Origin of the sequence: Pseudomonas sp. FP1762, from assembly GCF_030687105.1 — a bacterium.
In the GTDB taxonomy this organism is placed as follows: domain Bacteria; phylum Pseudomonadota; class Gammaproteobacteria; order Pseudomonadales; family Pseudomonadaceae; genus Aquipseudomonas; species Aquipseudomonas siliginis.
Genome location: NZ_CP117458.1, coordinates 128,186 through 144,661 on the forward strand (window position 1 = coordinate 128,186; position 16,476 = coordinate 144,661).

At 60.3% G+C, this 16,476-nt stretch carries 11 protein-coding genes and 1 pseudogene; 4 read left to right on the forward strand and 8 right to left on the reverse strand.

The genetic code is table 11. The annotated features are described in order from the left end of the window. Positions 1-64 precede the first annotated feature (64 nt). From PSH90_RS00615 to PSH90_RS00625, 3 genes are all read right to left on the reverse strand, one after another. On the reverse strand, positions 65-2,566 hold the full coding sequence (locus PSH90_RS00615; RefSeq protein WP_305381929.1) for a TonB-dependent siderophore receptor: 2,502 nt from the start codon (positions 2,564-2,566) through the stop codon (positions 65-67). An 87-nt stretch (positions 2,567-2,653) separates the two neighbouring features. After that, entirely contained in the window at positions 2,654-3,655 is a 1,002-nt protein-coding gene (locus PSH90_RS00620) for a FecR domain-containing protein (protein WP_305381931.1), read from the reverse strand. Then, a complete protein-coding gene (locus PSH90_RS00625; RefSeq protein WP_071173994.1) occupies positions 3,655-4,155 on the reverse strand; it encodes a sigma-70 family RNA polymerase sigma factor in 501 nt (166 codons plus the stop codon). The genes PSH90_RS00620 and PSH90_RS00625 overlap by 1 nt, the downstream gene beginning before the upstream one ends. A gap of 312 nt (positions 4,156-4,467) precedes the next feature. On the opposite strand from PSH90_RS00625, the pseudogene PSH90_RS27395 reads away from it, so the two are divergent. Together PSH90_RS27395 and PSH90_RS27400 are read left to right on the forward strand one after the other, a co-directional pair. Beyond that, positions 4,468-5,445 (forward strand): annotated as a pseudogene (locus tag PSH90_RS27395) (cache domain-containing protein); the annotation flags it as partial. Between the two features lie 117 nt (positions 5,446-5,562). Next, positions 5,563-6,348 carry a methyl-accepting chemotaxis protein gene (locus PSH90_RS27400; protein WP_370593577.1) on the forward strand — a complete coding sequence of 262 codons (786 nt, stop codon included), beginning with the start codon at positions 5,563-5,565 and terminating at the stop codon, positions 6,346-6,348. Positions 6,349-6,475: 127 nt separating this feature from the next. On the opposite strand, the gene PSH90_RS00635 is transcribed toward PSH90_RS27400, so the two are convergent. From PSH90_RS00635 to PSH90_RS00655, 5 genes are all read right to left on the reverse strand, one after another. Next, on the reverse strand, positions 6,476-6,943 hold the full coding sequence (locus PSH90_RS00635; protein WP_056786888.1) for an SRPBCC family protein: 468 nt from the start codon (positions 6,941-6,943) through the stop codon (positions 6,476-6,478). Positions 6,944-6,965: 22 nt separating this feature from the next. Continuing rightward, positions 6,966-10,358: a non-ribosomal peptide synthetase gene (locus PSH90_RS00640; protein ID WP_305381932.1), complete on the reverse strand. Its 3,393-nt coding sequence runs from the start codon at positions 10,356-10,358 to the stop codon at positions 6,966-6,968. Positions 10,359-10,368: 10 nt separating this feature from the next. Then, positions 10,369-11,298 (reverse strand): diiron oxygenase, encoded by a 930-nt coding sequence (locus tag PSH90_RS00645; protein WP_252877209.1) that lies wholly within the window; start codon positions 11,296-11,298, stop codon positions 10,369-10,371. Beyond that, on the reverse strand, positions 11,295-12,071 hold the full coding sequence (locus PSH90_RS00650) for a DUF3050 domain-containing protein (RefSeq protein ID WP_236169884.1): 777 nt from the start codon (positions 12,069-12,071) through the stop codon (positions 11,295-11,297). The genes PSH90_RS00645 and PSH90_RS00650 overlap by 4 nt, the downstream gene beginning before the upstream one ends. 699 nt (positions 12,072-12,770) lie before the next feature. Next, positions 12,771-13,481, reverse strand: coding sequence for a GntR family transcriptional regulator (locus PSH90_RS00655; protein ID WP_056786898.1), 711 nt, complete (start codon positions 13,479-13,481; stop codon positions 12,771-12,773). Positions 13,482-13,677: 196 nt separating this feature from the next. On the opposite strand from PSH90_RS00655, the gene lapG reads away from it, so the two are divergent. Both lapG and lapD read left to right on the forward strand, forming a co-directional pair. Continuing rightward, positions 13,678-14,370: a cysteine protease LapG gene (lapG, locus tag PSH90_RS00660; protein ID WP_256811911.1), complete on the forward strand. Its 693-nt coding sequence runs from the start codon at positions 13,678-13,680 to the stop codon at positions 14,368-14,370. Positions 14,371-14,384: 14 nt separating this feature from the next. After that, positions 14,385-16,331 carry a cyclic di-GMP receptor LapD gene (gene lapD / locus PSH90_RS00665; RefSeq protein ID WP_305381933.1) on the forward strand — a complete coding sequence of 649 codons (1,947 nt, stop codon included), beginning with the start codon at positions 14,385-14,387 and terminating at the stop codon, positions 16,329-16,331. Positions 16,332-16,476 lie beyond the last annotated feature (145 nt).

Genomic DNA, 16,476 nt, shown 5'->3' on the forward strand with positions numbered 1-16,476 from the left:
CGAAGAAACGACAAAGCCAGCCCCTGATATCAGGGGCTGGCTTTTTTATGCACAGGACACGGCTTTAGAACTGATAGCTGACGGTCGCCGCTACGTTGCGTTCTTCGCCCATGTAGCAGAAGTTCAGACTGGCGCAGGACGCGACATAGGATTCATTGGTCAGGTTGTTCGCATTGAGCCGTACATCCACTCCTTTCAAGCCGACCTTGCCCAAGTCATAACCAATCGAGGCATCGAACAGCGTGTAAGACGGCACCTTCATTGTGTTCTCCGCATCGGCCCAGCTGTAGCCGACATAGCGCACCCCACCACCCAGGCGAAGACCATCAAGTGCGGCGCTGTCGAATTTGTAGTCAGCCCATAGCGAGGCCATGTGGCGCGGCGCTTGAGTCGGCGAGTTGCCCTTGTTCTCGATGACATCGGTCGGCGTGCTCAAGGTGCTGATCATCGATTTGGAATATTCGATGTCGGTGAAGGTGTAACTGCCGAGCACTTTCAAGTTATCGGTCAGTTGCATGTGCGCTTCCAGCTCCAGACCTTGCGAGCGTACGGCACCGACCGCGCGATAGAAGTTTTCCTGCGGCAGTTTGGTCGCGAGATTTTCCTGGTCGATGCGGAACAGCGAGGCGGTGAACAGGTTATCGGTGCCCGGCGGCTGATACTTCAAACCGACTTCCCACTGTGTGCCATCGGTAGGGGCGAGTGGATTACCGGCGCTGTCGGCATAGGAGTTCGGGTTAAACGACTCGGAGTAGCTGATGTATGGCGCCAGACCGTTATCAAACAGATATAAAGCGCCGGCACGCCCAGTGAGTTTCGTGCGCCGATCATTGATCTCTGTACCAACCGGACGCCCCGCTTCGGCGATGCGGTTTTCATCGGATGTCTCGACCCAGTCCTGACGCAGGCCCAGCGAGAAGCGCCACTTGTCCATCTCGATCAGGTCTTGCAGGTACACACCGGTCTGTTCGAGGCGACGCAGATAGCTGGTGTCGCCATACATTTCGATCGCCGAGTTGCCGTATACCGGATTGAACGCATTGATCGGCGCCAGTCCACCACTGGTCCAGTCGACCACGGTTTTGCGCCGTTGATAATCCGCGCCCATCAGGACTGTGTGCTTGGTCGCGCCGGTGAAGAATTCGGCCTGCAGCATGTTGTCGACGATAAACGCATGCAGGCGCTCATCACCGCCGGTGTAATAACGGTTCAGTTCATTGCTGGTCGGAGTGGTCCAGCCATAGGCGTAGACCTGATCCATGTTCACTTTGGAATCGAGATAACGGAAATTCTGCCGCGCCGTGAAGACATCGTTGAAGCGATGTTCGAACTGATAGCCAAACGACTGCTGGTCACGGGAGTAGCCATCGATCCCCGGCTCGCCCTCGAAGAAGCGCGGTGAGATGCGCTCGCCATTGTGCTGATGGATTGTGCCGTCCGCCGGAACGCCGCCGTGATAGCCGCCGTCCGGATCGTGCTGCAGATAGGCTTGCAGAGTCAGCGAGGTGTCTTCGCTGAAATCGACGCTCAGCGTCGGCGCAAGGGCGAAGCGTTTTTCCTTGTTATGGTCGAATTGCGTGTCGGACTGATCGCTTAGTCCGGTCAGACGATAGGCAATGCGCTTGTCGTCATCGACCGGACCGCTGAAGTCAAAACCAACCCCACGCTGGCCTTGCGTCCCCACCGTGGCTTGCACCTGATGGTAGGCCTCATACAACGGCTTTTTGCTGGTCAATGCGACCAGGCCTCCGGGCGAACTGCGGCCGTACAGCACGGACGACGGGCCTTTGAGAATGTCCACACGCTTAAGGAAATACGGATCGACCTGCATGGTGCTGTAGGTGCCGCTGTCGCCCATCGACTTGAGGCCGTCGAGGTAGATGTTGTCCACCGAGCCGTCGTTGAAACCGCGCATCGCCACGTAGTCGTAACGGTGCGTAGCGCCATACGGGTTGGTCAGCACGCCCGGGGCGTAGCGCATCGCTTGCGAGACGGTCTGCGAGCCTTGGTCATCCATTTGCTCGCGCGTGACCACCGATACGCTTTGCGAGGTTTCCAGCAATGCGGTACTGGTCTTGGTGGCGATCTGGCTGTGCGTGGCGTTGTAGCCGGCCATGCTGCCCAGCGCGTTGCCGAGGGCAAAACCTTTGATATCAGTGGTCGGCAAGGCCAGAGCTTCGCTTTCAGCGAGTGGGCGCAGAATGTAGCTGCTGCCGTCCTGGCTGACGGCTTCCAACCCTGAGCTGCCGAGCAAATGGCTCAAGGCCTGGTCGGTCGAATATTCACCCTGCACGCCGGGTGATTGCTGACCTTGAGTCTGTTGCGGTGTCATCGCCAGGGTGATACCGGCCTGCCGGGCAAACTGATTCAACGCCTCGCCCAATGGCCCGGCAGCAATGTTGTAGCGGTGGCTGATCTCGGTGCCGGTGTTGGCGGCCAGACTCAGGCTCGGTAACACGCTGACGCCCAGCGCGGTGGTCAGCAGTGCGGCCCGAACCGCATGGCGCAGCAGTGTCGATTCTGCAGTGAAATTCAGAGGGTTCTTACAAGTGGCGCGGACAGTCATTGTGGATTTCCGTAGGCAGTCGCGGGGGCTGAGTTGAAGTGCTTACTGACTAAGCCGGACTGCCTGCGAAAACCCGCCAAAAAATGTTCAGACCGCACGCTCCAGAGTCACCCACCAACGGGTGCGATAACGCAATTGCACCGGCAGCGTCTGCGGCAGGACCGCCAGCAGCCTGTCGGTGTCCTCCAGACGGAACACCCCAGAGAGGCGCAAGTCTGCGATATCCGCCGCGCAACTCAGAAACCCCGGGCGATAACGGGCGACTTCAGCAAGAAAATCACCCAGGCGCATATTGCGCGTGACGATCAAACCGTCGAGCCAGGCGCCCGCATCCATATCCGGCGTAGGCGCTGCGCGCAAACCGCTTTGGTTGACCAGAAAACTTTGCCCGGCGAGCGCTTCGAGGGAATGACCGCCAGCGCGAACCAACACTCGGCCGCGGGTAACGCTGAGCCGCGTGCACTGATCGTCCTGACGCAAAATGAAACGCGCGTCGAACGGTTCATAACTCCCGTGGCGATTCTGTACGCGCAGCGGTCGATCGGATCCCGCGCCTTCGTCAGAGCCGCCGCAGGTAACGATGATCTCGCCACGGGTCAGTTTGATCAGGCGCTGCTGCGCGGTGTAATCCAGGTCCACGGCGCTGGCCGTGTTGAGTTCGATCCGCGTGCCGTCGGGCAACTGGAAACCGCGCCGTTCGCCGGTCGCCGTCGCGTAGTCGGCGCTCCATTGCTGCCAAGGGGCGCTGTCCTTGGCCAGCCACGCGGCGGAGCCCATCAACAGCGCGCCCGACAACAACTTCAAGGCCTGGCGTCGGCCCAGCCCCTGCGCACTGTTTTCCAAGGTATTGAAAGCGACCTGCGCACCCGGCACGGCGCGCAGACTGGAGCTCAATTCGGCTTGCAGCGACTGTACCCGCTGCCAGGCGATTTCATGTTCGTGATGCTCGGCGCGCCACTGCTCGCATTGGCGAGTCAGCCGCGAATTGCCGTGGTTGTTGCGCAGCCGCAGTAGCCAGTGAATCGCTTGCTTGACCACCTGTTGGCGCGGTTCGACGCGGCGAGCGAGTGAGAGGTTATCCACAGGCATCAGCTTTCATACCGCAACACATAGCAGTGATATAGCGCGTCGGCGACGTAGCGTTCCACTGAACGTACCGACACGCCCAACTGCTCGGCGATCTGTTTGTGCGTTAACCCTTCGCACTGCGCCAGGAGAAATGCCTGACGCACTTTCGGCTTCAAACCCTCAAGCATACGCGCAATGCTTTCCAGCAGTTCCAGCACCAACGCGCGGGATTCGGCGTCAGGTACTTCGCCTTCAGGCAAGTGAGCAATGGTCTCCAGATAGGCCCGCTCGATTTCCTCGCGGCGCCAATGATCGATCACCAGACCGCGCGCGATGGTTCGCAGGAAAGCTCGGGGCGCTCTGAGTTCGAGGCGTTCGGTACGTTGCAGCAGACGCAGGAAAGTGTCCTGAGCCAGATCCGCCGCATCCGCTGCGTTGCCCAGCCGCGCGCGCAGCCAAGCGTTGAGCCAGCCGTGATGACTACCGTAAAGCGCCTGTACGACCAACTCAGGTGAAGACATGACCACGCCAGCCCGAACGTCACAAATGATAATTAGTCGCATTGTCATCAAGGGTTACAGATTTTGCAACTGCTGCCCCCATGTCGATGCGAAAAATTCCCTCGCAGCTGCTCTGGCACGCCGTTCGGCGGGAATCCTGCACAAACCCCGTCCATTTCTCACGCGCCCCTAAGATTTCTCCGCCGCTGGCCGACAGACTGGTGAGAAATGCGTGCACCAAAGTAGAGCGGCCAGAAGAACGCTGCCTGCGCCGTACATGGAATGTTGCATCCGGAAACGCATCCCCACTTTTGGCATAAGAAGTCCCATGAAATGAATCTCAAGTTCAGCCATAAAATCCTCCTGGCCGCTTCGGGCGTCGTCGTCCTGGCGTTCGCGTTGTTCACGCTCTACAACGATTACTTGCAGCGAAACACCATTCGGCAGAATTTGCAGTCCTCTGTGCAGCAGGCCGGTGACCTCACCGCCAGCAGCGTGCAGAACTGGATGAGCGGACGGATTCTGGTGCTGGAAAACCTCGCGCAGAACGTTGCCCATCAAGGCAGGAATGCCGACTTGCCGGGTCTTGTCGATCAGCCGGCCTTCACGTCGAACTTCCAGTTCACTTACGTCGGCCAGGCCAACGGTGTCTTCACCCAGCGCCCCGATGCGAAGATGCCGGACGGTTACGATCCGCGTCAGCGGCCTTGGTACAAGCAGGCCGTGGCCGCCGACAAAACCATGCTGACGCCGCCGTATATGGCGGCAGTCGGCGGCTTGGTGGTGACCATCGCCATGCCGGTGAAGAAGGACGGCGAACTGCTCGGTGTGGTCGGCGGTGACCTGAGCCTGGAAACCCTGGTGAAGATCATCAACTCGGTGGACTTCGGTGGCCTCGGCCATGCGTTTCTGGTCAGTGCTGACGGTCAGGTGATCGTCAGCCCGGACAAAGACCAAGTGATGAAAAACCTCAAGGACATTTACCCGAATACCAGCGTGCGCATCGAGAAGGGCAACCAGAATGTCGTGCTCAACGGTCAGGAGCGCATTCTCTCGTTCACCCCGGTCAGCGATCTGCCGAATGCGCAGTGGTACATCGGTCTGTCGATCGATCGCGATAAGGCCTACGCCGCCCTCAGCCAATTCCGCACCTCAGCGCTGATCGCGATGTTTGTCGCGGTCGCGGCGATTGCGTTGCTGTTGAGCCTGTTGATCAATGTGTTGATGCGTCCGCTGACCACTATGGGCCGCGCGATGAAAGACATTGCCCAGGGCGAGGGCGATCTGACCCGGCGTCTGGTGGTCGAGAGCAAAGACGAGTTCGGTGAACTGGGCAGCGCGTTCAACCAGTTCGTCGAGCGCATTCACGCTTCGATTTCCGAAGTGTCGTCGGCGACTCGTCACGTTCACGACTTGTCGCAACGGGTGATGGCGTCGTCCAACGCTTCGATCGTCGGTTCCGACGAGCAAAGTGCGCGCACCAACAGCGTGGCGGCGGCGATCAATCAGCTGGGCGCCGCTACTCAGGAGATCGCGCGCAACGCGGCGGATGCTTCGCAGCACGCCAGTGGCGCCAGCGAGCAAGCTGACGACGGTCGTCAGGTGGTCGAGCAAACCATTCAGGCGATGACCGAGCTGTCGCAGAAAATCAGCCTGTCGTGCACACAGATCGAAACCCTGAACGCCAGCACCGACAACATTGGCCACATTCTCGATGTGATCAAAGGCATCTCGCAGCAGACCAACCTGCTGGCGCTCAATGCTGCCATCGAAGCCGCACGTGCCGGTGAAGCCGGGCGCGGTTTTGCCGTGGTCGCCGATGAGGTGCGCAACCTTGCGCATCGCACCCAGGAATCGGCGGAAGAGATCCACAAGATGATCACCTCGCTGCAGGTCGGCTCGCGTGAGGCGGTCAGCACCATGAACGCCAGCCAGGCGTCAAGCGAGCAGAGCGTGGAAGTGGCGAATCAGGCCGGTCTGCGTCTGGTCAGCGTGACTCAGCGTATCGGCGAAATCGACGGTATGAACCAGTCGGTGGCAGCTGCGACTGAAGAGCAGACTGCGGTGGTGGAAACTCTCAACGTCGACGTCAACCAGATAAACCTGTTGAACCAGCAGAGCGTGGCCAACCTCAACGAAACGTTGAAGGATTGTGATGCGTTGTCGCAGCAGGCGAACCGGTTGAAGCAGTTGGTCGACAGCTTCAAGATCTGATTCACAGATCGCAGACCGCGTTATCGTTCTTCGCGAGCAGGCTCGCTCCCACAGGGAAAATGCATTCCAAATGTGGGAGCGAGCCTGCTCGCGAAAGCGGCGGTTCAATCACCGCCAAACCGATGCCTTAAACAAACAACTTCAAGACATTGCCCATCGCATCATCGGCAAACCCCTGCACGAAATCCCTGAATCCCGGCAACGCCTCTTCTCCGCCGGAAGCTGGTTCAGCAATGATCGTCCAGGTCGCTCGCGACTTCCCTTCGCTCAGCGATTCCACCTGCATTGCCGCCCACAGATTCGCCACCCCCAGGGTGTTGTAAATCGTCGTCCAGGTCATGCGCTGTGCCTGTTCATCGCGCGAGTTGAGTTGTTCGACCACGACGTTGCCGTCCTTGAAGATTTTCTTGCGCAGCGAAGACACGCCCTCGCCGGTCATTTCGGTGTGTGACAGCGCCGGAATGAATCGATCGAAGCCGGCGAAATCGCCGACGACCGCCCAGACTTGTGCCGCGTCCGCCGGCACTTCCACCGACGACACAACGTGGCAGCCTTGCGGGTTTTTGATCAGTGTGTCGGGTTGCAGATTGCTCATGGTGTTGCTCCTTTTGGATGAGTCAGATGAAGTTGATTTGTTTCAGGTAGTCGCAGCCGCGACGCAGCAGCGCCGGGGATTTCTGCGGGTAGTGCGCGCCCATCTGCTGCACGCCGGCCTCGGCGTTGGCGTGGCCGATCAGCGAGATGTCGCCGATGTCTTCTTCAAAGCCGTTGAGGTAGAAACCGAGCACGCCGAACAGCGCGTTGTCGGCGTCGACCCGGTTCAGTTGCTGCTGCCAGTCGGCGACGCTGACCAGCGAAAACTCGCTGCCGGTTTCGCGGAACGATGCGACGTAGGCATCCCAGCTCAGCGGCTCGGGATTGTGCAGATTGAACACCGCGCGATCCGCTGAATAACGGCTGGCATGGAAGGCGATGAAGCGGGCGAGAAAGTCCACCGGCATCAAGTCGAAATTCAGCGCAAAGGCCGGCACCTGACCGAGCTGGATCGAGCCTTTGAGCATCAGCATCAAGCGGTTCTTGTGCGGCTGGCAGACGCCGCTCAGGCTGTTGAAGCTGATGTTGCCGGGGCGATACAGATTGACCCGTACACCCCGCTCGCGCGCCCGCTCAAGGATGCGTTCGCCGACCCACTTCGACAGGTTGTAGCCGTTGCGAATGTAGATCGGCGGCGTCGCGGCGGCGGGCAGTTCCAGCACCCGACCGGCATCATCCACGGTGCTGGATGCCGACAGGGTCGAGACGAAGTTGAAGACCTTCTTACTGCGCCCCTCGCACAGCTTCAGCAGGGCGAAGATCGGCTCGACGTTGTCCGCCGCCAGGGACTCGTAATCGAGTACGTGGTTGACGTTGGCGGCGTTGTGTACCAGCGCACCGAACTCGCGGTCCAGGCGCTGATAATCCTCATCGCCCAGGCCCAGTTGCGGGCGACTGATATCAGCTGCGTAAACCCGCACACGGCTGAGATCGAGGTGCTCCAGACGGTTTTCGCTCAGTGCCTGAGCGAAGCGTTGCGTCGCCGTTTGCCCGGCGCTATCACGTACCAGACAGGCGACCTCGCTGGCGCCCCAACCGAGCAGCGCTTCGACGATGTGCACGCCGACAAAACTGTTGGCACCGGTGACGATGACCTTGTGCACATCGCCCATGCGGCTGATCGGCAGCGGTTCGATATCCAGCTCGCGCTCGGCGTCGGCCATGGCCTGAGCGCTGAGCACGGCGCTGTCATCGCTGCCGCGCACCAGCGTCGCCAGTTTGCTGATGGTCGGCTGTTCGATGAAGCGATTGATCGAAATGCTCCGGCCGAATTCCTCACGCAAGCGCAGCAACATCCGCGACAGCAGAATCGAATGACCGCCGAGATTGAAGAAGCTTTCGTCGGTGGAAATGTCGCTGGTCGGCAGTTCCAGCAATTCGGCCCAGATCTCCAACAGCAGCGCTTCGTCAGCATTGGCCGGCAGGCATTTCGCAGCGCTGTCCTGCACCGTCACCGGCAATGCAAGCAGCGCGTTGCGATCGACTTTGCCGTTGCTGGCGAACGGCATCTGCGCCAGTTCAGTCCATGCCATCGGCTGCATGTAGTCCGGCAGAAATTGCCGGGCATGCGCCTTCAATTCATCGCGGGCAGTCTCGGTCTGTGGCTGGGCGAGGAACGCCAGAATCCGCCGCTGACTGTCGATGACCACGGCGATCTGCCGATACAAGCGGCTCTCGCGCAGGCAGCGCTCGATCTCTTCCGGCTCGACGCGGAAGCCACGGATTTTCACCTGATTGTCGCGCCGCCCGCACAGCTCGATACCATGCTCGCCCCATTGGGCCATGTCGCCGCTGCGGTAGGCGCGCAAGGTCTCGCCGCCGGGCAGCGACAGGGTCAGATAACGCTCGGCGGTCTGTTGCGGATTGTTCAGGTAACCGAGGCAGACACCGGGGCCGACGATGAACAGCTCACCGACGGTTTGATCGGGCACCGGTTGCAGGTCGTCGTCGAGAATCAGCACCCGACTGTTGGCGATTGGCCCTCCCAGCGTGCGGTTGCTGTCGCCCGGTTTGAGCTGGCGCGCGGTGATCAGCACGGTGGCTTCGGTCGGGCCATACAGGTTGTGCAGGGTGCCTTGGCGGGTCAGTTGCTCGATGACGTACGGCTCGCAGACATCACCGCCGGTCATCACCTGCACGCCCTCCAGTTGCTCCAGCGCCAGGATGCTCAACAGCGCCGGCGGCAGGAAGGCGTGGGTCAGTTGTCGTCGGCGAATCAGCGCAATCAGCTGCAAAGGATCGCGGCGCTGGGTGTCGTCGGGCACGACCAGTTCTGCCCCTGCGAGCAGGCTGGGGAAGATGTCGATCAGCGATGAATCGAAGCTCAGCGATGAGAACTGCAACACCCGACTCTCGGCGTGCAACTGCACGTAGTCGGCGTACCACGCGGTGAAGTGGGCGAGATTGGCCTGGCTGAGCAGCACGCCTTTCGGATGCCCGGTGGTACCCGAGGTATAAAGCGCCATGCACGGCGCTTCGAGCTCGGGCCAGCGCTGCATCAGCGGTCGATCACGAGCGGCGTCCATTGCCCCGATGTCACTGACATCGAGCCCCGCTATCGATTCGCTGAGCGCCTGCTGTCCATCGTGAAGCAACAGCACCGCGCCCGCGTTTTCCAGGATGTATTGCTGGCGCGGCAAAGGATGGCTCGGCTCCAGCGGCAAGTACACCGCGCCGCTGCCGAGAATCGCCAGAATCGAGGCGAACAGTGCCGGGCTTTTGCCTTGGCAGACACCGACCACCCACGGCTGCGGATGTTGCTCGAGCAAGGGCAGCAGGCGCTGTTGAATCGCGCGGCTGTGGGCGTGCAGCTGCTCGTAGCTGATGGTCTTCCCGCCGACATGCAGCGCCGGTCGTTCGGCATGCTCGATCAGGCTCTGTTGCAGGCGCTCGATCAGCGGGATTTGCGCCTGCTCCAGCAGCGCCGGGTTTGCCGTGTCATTGAGACGGTGGACATACGCCAGTTTGTCGAGGAACAGCAGGTCTTCCAGGCGTTCGAAATCCGGCGCGATCAGCGCAGGAGCATGGCGGAAATAATCGGCATCGCGGGAAAAGCGGCTGACCAGCAACGCCACCTCATCGACCACATGGGCAAGCGCTCGTTGGCGTAGCGACTGACCGTTGCCGGACGGCTCATCGCCAATCGGCACACGGCTGATCAGCGACGAGCCGAGAAAGCACAGCAAGTCGAGGGTCGGCAGGCCGCCATGCTCTTGCGCGGCGATACCCAGGCGCAGGTGCAGATGCGGGATCGCGCAGAAGTCGCCGGCAGCGATAAAGCCATCGTCGATGATCAGATCCACCGCCGTTTGAGCCACGCCGCTGCGGGTCACAGCATGGCCATGCTGTTCGAGCTCCCGGGCCAGATCGGTCATGGCCTGGCTGGCGCCGGTGAGCAAAATGTCGAGACGTTTCATGTCAGCCTCCTCAAACCAGATAGTCGCGCAGCGCGTGCTGCACGCACGGTGTGGCGAGCAGCGAGCTGTTGTGGAAAAACCTGACGATGTTGCCCACCAACGGGTGGTGGCGGTTGATCGGGAAGGCGAATCCAGCGATTTCCTCGCGCAGTGAGCACCGCGTGGTTTCGCTGACCGGCAGCGCATCGATCAGGCGCAAATCGAAGGATTTCTGGATATCATTGGTCAGGTAATGGCCGATGAACACCGGCAGAATCTGAGCGATGGTTTCGCGATCCGCGTCGCTGGCGGTGTGCCAATAGATGCGCACCATGCGCGCCCAGAAACTCGAGTGGCGACCCTCGTCGAGCAAGTGGTCGGCCATCAGGCCCTTGATTGATGGCTTGACCGAATCGTCGCGGGCGAACGCCGCGACATCACCGGTCACGGTGTTTTCGGCGATCGCCACGCAGATCAATTCCACCGCGCTGCGCAGGTGTTCCGGCGCCAGCGCAACAGCGGCGGGAATCGCCCGGCTCAGTTCGATTTCATCGGGCAACGGAATCGGTTCGATACCGGTCAGTGCCACCGTTTGCTGCATGAAATCCATGGCCACCAGCGCGTGGTAATCCTCATCGACCACCACGGTCATCGCGTCGTAACGACAGGCGAACGGGAACGCCACGGCGAAGCGATTCTTGGCAATGCTGCGGGCGGTCTTGTCGACGATTTCGGTCTCGAAAATCACTACGTCATTGATGAATTTGTACAACGTCTGCACTAGGGCGAAATCACGTTGTTGCGGGCATTCACGCAGGAAGGTTTCGCTGAGCACCAGCGGCTGGCGGCTGAGTGGATAGATCAAGCGCTGATCGTCTTCGAGCAACCGCCGTGGACGGGTGCGGATGGTCGCGCGGCTTTCCCAGGCCTCGGCGAAGGATTGATAGTCGGCAGCGTTCATTGGGCCACCTCGGCAACTTCCACGCCCATGCTCAAGCGCAGCCCGTCCCACAAGGCGATGCGGCTTTCCACGGCAGCGATGGCGCTGGCGTAAACCTCGGCTGCGCGCTGCGGATCGCCATCGACCAGACGCTCCAGCAACTGTTCGGCGGCGGGGCCATGGTCTTCGGAATCGACTTCGATATGCCGTTGCAGGTAGTAGCGGAAGGTCGGCGCCTGTTCGATGCCGATGCCCCAGTCATCGAGGATGCGCTGGAACATTGTCGGAATGACGCTCTCGCGACCATGCAGGAACGCGGCGGCAACGCTGTGTCCCGGCGCCTCCAGGGCAATGCGCAAGGTATCGCGGACAAACTGCGCCGCCGCCGGGTCGACGTCGACGCTCTGCAACGCGACGTCATAACTCACGCCTTCGCGCTGCAACGCGACGAAGCGCTCCACCGCCGAGGTGCTCGCGCCGATTTCGCGCATCGCATCCAGGTACAACTCGAAGTGGCTGTAGTGGCCGGCATCGAGGCGATCGTCCGATTCCTCGCCCAGCACGATCTCGTTGATCAACCGAGCGGCGTGGGGATCGCGCGGCGGCAACCAGGGTAAACGCGTACAGGTCAGTTCCTGTTGCAGGCGCTTGGTCAGCGACATGAAGTCCCATACGGCAAATACATGGGTTTCCATGAAACGGCGTAATACCGATAACGAAGTAATCTCGGAAAAGATCGGGTGAATACTCAGTTCGGCTTTCTTCAGGGCGAGTTGCTGCTTAGTAGGCATCATGATGTCCTTTATCATTGATTGAAGTGCACGGTTCTTTTCAGTCGCTGTAAGCGGTCGAGCAAGTTGGATAGCAAGTTGGTCGGGCAAATATTGATTGCGCTGTGGCGCCGTTGCGGCGCCACGGGTGCTGCGGTTGTTACGTGAGGTATGCCGCGCTGAACGGCGACGTTCAAACCTGGCGAGAGAAAAACTAATACAGGGCAAATGCATTTAACAAGTTTATTTTCAATTATTTTAAGTTGGCTGTTTTTTGAATATGAGAGTGGCCGATAAAACTTTCGGATCAAGTTTTATTTGGGCGTAGTTACTCCTTTCGGCTAATAACGGCCAAAATCGATAACAAGAGTGAATGCCTCACTCGAAGCAACTTTTTAAACAAGGGAAGTTTATGAATTCAAAGGAGGCGAAAGTTGGCCGGGACCGGCGCCATGACTTCCTGTTTCCCGTGACAAGGCTCCTTCCGTAGGTTCCTGTTGCGGGGACTGTGCCGTCAGGGCGGCGCGTCCCCGTTCTGTAGGGGTGGCGCTGGAAGAGTGCGGGTAAATTGCCGTCACGGCTATTACCGATTGGTCATCGGCGGGCAGCAGAAACGCGTCGGCAGGGTCGGGGCGGGCACCAGCGGGCACGCCGATCCGCTGCCAGAGCCGGCAGCAGAGCGGTCGCGAAGATTTGTAAGGGGATTATTCGACGTACGAGATATCAGCGTGCGGTGTGGCGCTTCTGCGCGGCGGGAGTCGCGAGGTAGCGGGTGATGACCTCGACGCCACGGTTGAGGTGCTGCTCCAGCATTTCGAGCGAGCGCGGGATGTCCCGCTCGATCACGGCCTGGAGCATGGCGCGATGGTCATCCTGGGACAGCTTGCCCAGGCCCATGGCTTCCAGATTGAAACGCAGAAAACGTTCTTCTTCGTTCAGACCGTCCTCCACCAGGCGCAGCAGTCGCTGATTGGGCGCCTTGCTGTACAGGGCCATGTGGAACAGACGGTTGAGGCGGCCGATCTCGTTGTAGTCGTGCTGCGCTTCCAGTTCTTCGATGTAGCCGGCGGCGAGTTGATGCTCGGCCTCAGTCAGCAGCGGAATGGACTGCCGCAATGCCTCGGATTCGAGCAAAATGCGCAACTCGTAGGTTTCAGCGGCATCGCCCTGGATCAGCGGAGCGACCACGGCGCCTTTGTGCGTGGTGACGCTGAGCAGCTCCTGCGCTTCGAGCTGACGCAAGGCTTCGCGCACCGGCATGCGGCTGACCCCGAACAGATCGGCCAGATCCTGCTGGCGCAGCGCAGTGCCACAGGGCAGGCGGCCATCGAGAATGGCCGAGCGCAGGGTTTCTTCAATCACCGACCGGGCCAGATGCGCAGGAATCGGTCCTTCGACTTTGATGCTGTGCAGCGGTTTGGGCTTCTGAGTCACGACAACACACCCTGTAGGTCGCAATATTTGGATCCAAATGACACTAGTGATTGCTCTACAGGTTGTCAAACCTTGTAAAACGTTGCGCGGCAATCTCAAGTCTAGCGGGTCTTCGATGATCTCACGGTGCCATTGTTTTTTGCCGGGCTAAGCTTCACCATCAAACGCTTCCTTTCTGTCCTTCTGGAAACCTGCAGTGGCGGTACGTTTCGCGATCCCTCGGACCTTGCGCTGGCTTGGCTGCGCATTGCTGCTGGCCGGCGTCATGCTGGGCGGTCTGCACGCCGATTGGGATTTTTCCGCGATCAGCCGCAAGGCCAGTGCTCTTTATGGGCCACTGGGCGCCGGGCAGCAGCGCATCGATGCCTGGCAGAATCTGCTGGCGACGCAGAAGCAGGCCAGTGAGATGGACAAGCTCAAAGTGGTGAACCTGTTCTTCAACAAGCAGGTGCGTTACGTCGAAGACATCGATCTGTGGCGCGAAGTGGATTACTGGGAAACCCCGATCGAAGCGCTGTGGAAGGGCGCCGGCGACTGTGAAGACTATGCCATCGCCAAGTATTTCAGCCTGCGCCATCTCGGCGTTTCCAGTGACAAGCTGCGCATCACCTACGTCAAGGCGCTGCGGCAGAACCGCGCGCACATGGTGTTGACGTACTATGCGACCCCCGACGCCATGCCGCTGGTGCTCGACAGCCTGATCGATCCGATCCAGCCGGCTGCGCAGCGGACCGATTTGCTGCCGGTCTACTCTTTCAATGCCGAAGGTCTGTATCTGCCAGGCGCCAAGGGCAATAAAAAGGTCGGCGACACCAAACGCCTGTCGCGCTGGCAGGATGTGCTGAAAAAAATGCAGGCCGAAGGTTTCCCGGTCGAGACGACTAACTAGGAGCACGCGCTCAGATGTCTTTGTTCAAACAGCTGTTGATCGCTATCTGTCTGTTCCTGGTCGTGGCCTTCACCGGCAGCTTCATGGTCAGCCTGGAGAGCTCGCGCACCCAGTACGTCAACCAGTTGCGCTCCCACGCACAGGACGCGGCGACGGCGCTGGCGTTGTCGCTGACGCCGAATATCGACGACCCGGCGATGGTCGAGCTGTTGGTCAGTTCGATTTTCGACAGCGGTTATTACGCGAGCATCCGCGTGGTCGACGTGAAGACCGACCAGACCATTGTCGAGCGTAGCGGTACCCCGGCGGTGAGCAATGTGCCGGACTGGTTCGTCAAACTGATCGGCCTCGAGCCGGCTGGTGGCGATGCACTGGTCAGTCGTGGCTGGGAGCAGGCGGCGCGGGTCGAAGTCGTCAGCCATCCGATGTTCGCCGTGGCCAAGCTGTGGCAGAGCGCACTGGGCAGCCTTGGCTGGTTGCTGATCTGCGGTGCATTGAGTGCGGTGCTCGGCGCGCTGTTGCTGCGTCGGCAGTTGAAGCCGCTCGATTACATGGTTCAGCAGTCCCATGCGATTGCCCGCCGCGAGTTTCTCAGCCTGTCGGATCTGCCGCGCACGCCTGAATTGCGTCGCGTGGTGCAGGCGATGAATCAGATGGTCGAGAAGCTCAAGACGCTGTTTCAGGAGCAGGCCGAGCGCAGTGAAAAACTGCGTACCGAGTCCTATCAGGACAACCTCACCGGCCTGGCCAACCGTCGTTATTTCGAGATGCAACTGAACAACCGCGTGAGCAACCCGGAGCAGGCCAGTTCCGGTTATTTGCTGCTGTTGCGGGTCAAGGATCTGGCCGGGCTCAACCAGCGTCTCGGCGGCCAGCGTACCGACCAATTGCTCAAGGCTGTCGGTGAGCAACTGACCCGCGAGTGCGCCAGATATCCACAAACCCAGGACTTGGTCACGCGTATTCGCGGCGGTGAATTCGCCGTGCTGGCGCCGGGGCTGGTGCGTGAGGAAGCGCTGCAACTGGCGCAGAATCTCGACAATGCATTGAGCAGCCTGCATGCCACTGGCGCGACCGATGTGCCGGCGGTGGCTTCGATCGGGCTGGCGCCCTTCGCCCACGGTGACTCCCCGCAAGCGGTGCTGACACTGGGCGATCAGGCACTCGCGCAGGCCGAAGGGCAGGGCGAGCAGAATTGGGCGTGCATCGATCAGAGTCTGGTGGCGGAGGTCGGTGACGACCATCACGCTTGGCATCGACTGCTGGATCAGGCTTTGAGTCAGCAGCGTTTCGAGTTGTATTTCCAACCGGTGGTCGCCGCGCAGGACACGCAACTGGTGCTGCATTACAAGGTCCTGTCGCGCTTGCTCGACGAGCAGGGCCAGACCATTCCCGCCGGGCGCTTTCTGCCGTGGCTGGAGCGCTTCGGCTGGACCGCGCGACTCGATCGGCTGATGCTCGAACGCGTGCTTGATCAGATGAAAGGGCACGAGGATTCGCTGGCGCTGAACCTGTCCTCGGCGACGCTGGCCGACCCGCAGGCGCTGAACAAGGTCTTCGAGATTCTGCGCGCGCATTCCAATCTCGGCGCGCGTCTGACTCTGGAAATTGGCGAGGAGCAGTTGCCTGAACAGGCGGTGCTGGAGCAGTTGACCCGACGCCTGCGCGAGCTCGGTTTCTCGCTGAGCCTGCAACGCTTCGGCGGGCGCTTCAGCATGATCGGCAACCTGGCGCGGTTGGGTCTGGCGTACTTGAAGATCGACGGCAGCTACATTCGGGCGATCGATCAGGAGAGCGACAAGCGCCTGTTCATCGAAGCGATCCAACGTGCAGCGCACAGCATCGATCTGCCGCTGATTGCCGAGCGGGTCGAGACTGAAGGGGAGTTGTCAGTGATTCGCGAGATGGGCTTGTATGGCGTGCAGGGGCAGTTGCTCGGTGAGCCGAAGCCTTGGGGGTGAGCCAATAAGCGCCCTCACCCTAACCCTCTCCCAGAGGGAGAGGGGACTGACCGTGGGATATTTACGAGATACGCCGACGTGCAAGAGCTCCACTGAATCCAAAATCGACTCGATCTCTCAGGTCGATGGATAGCGCAAGACACCT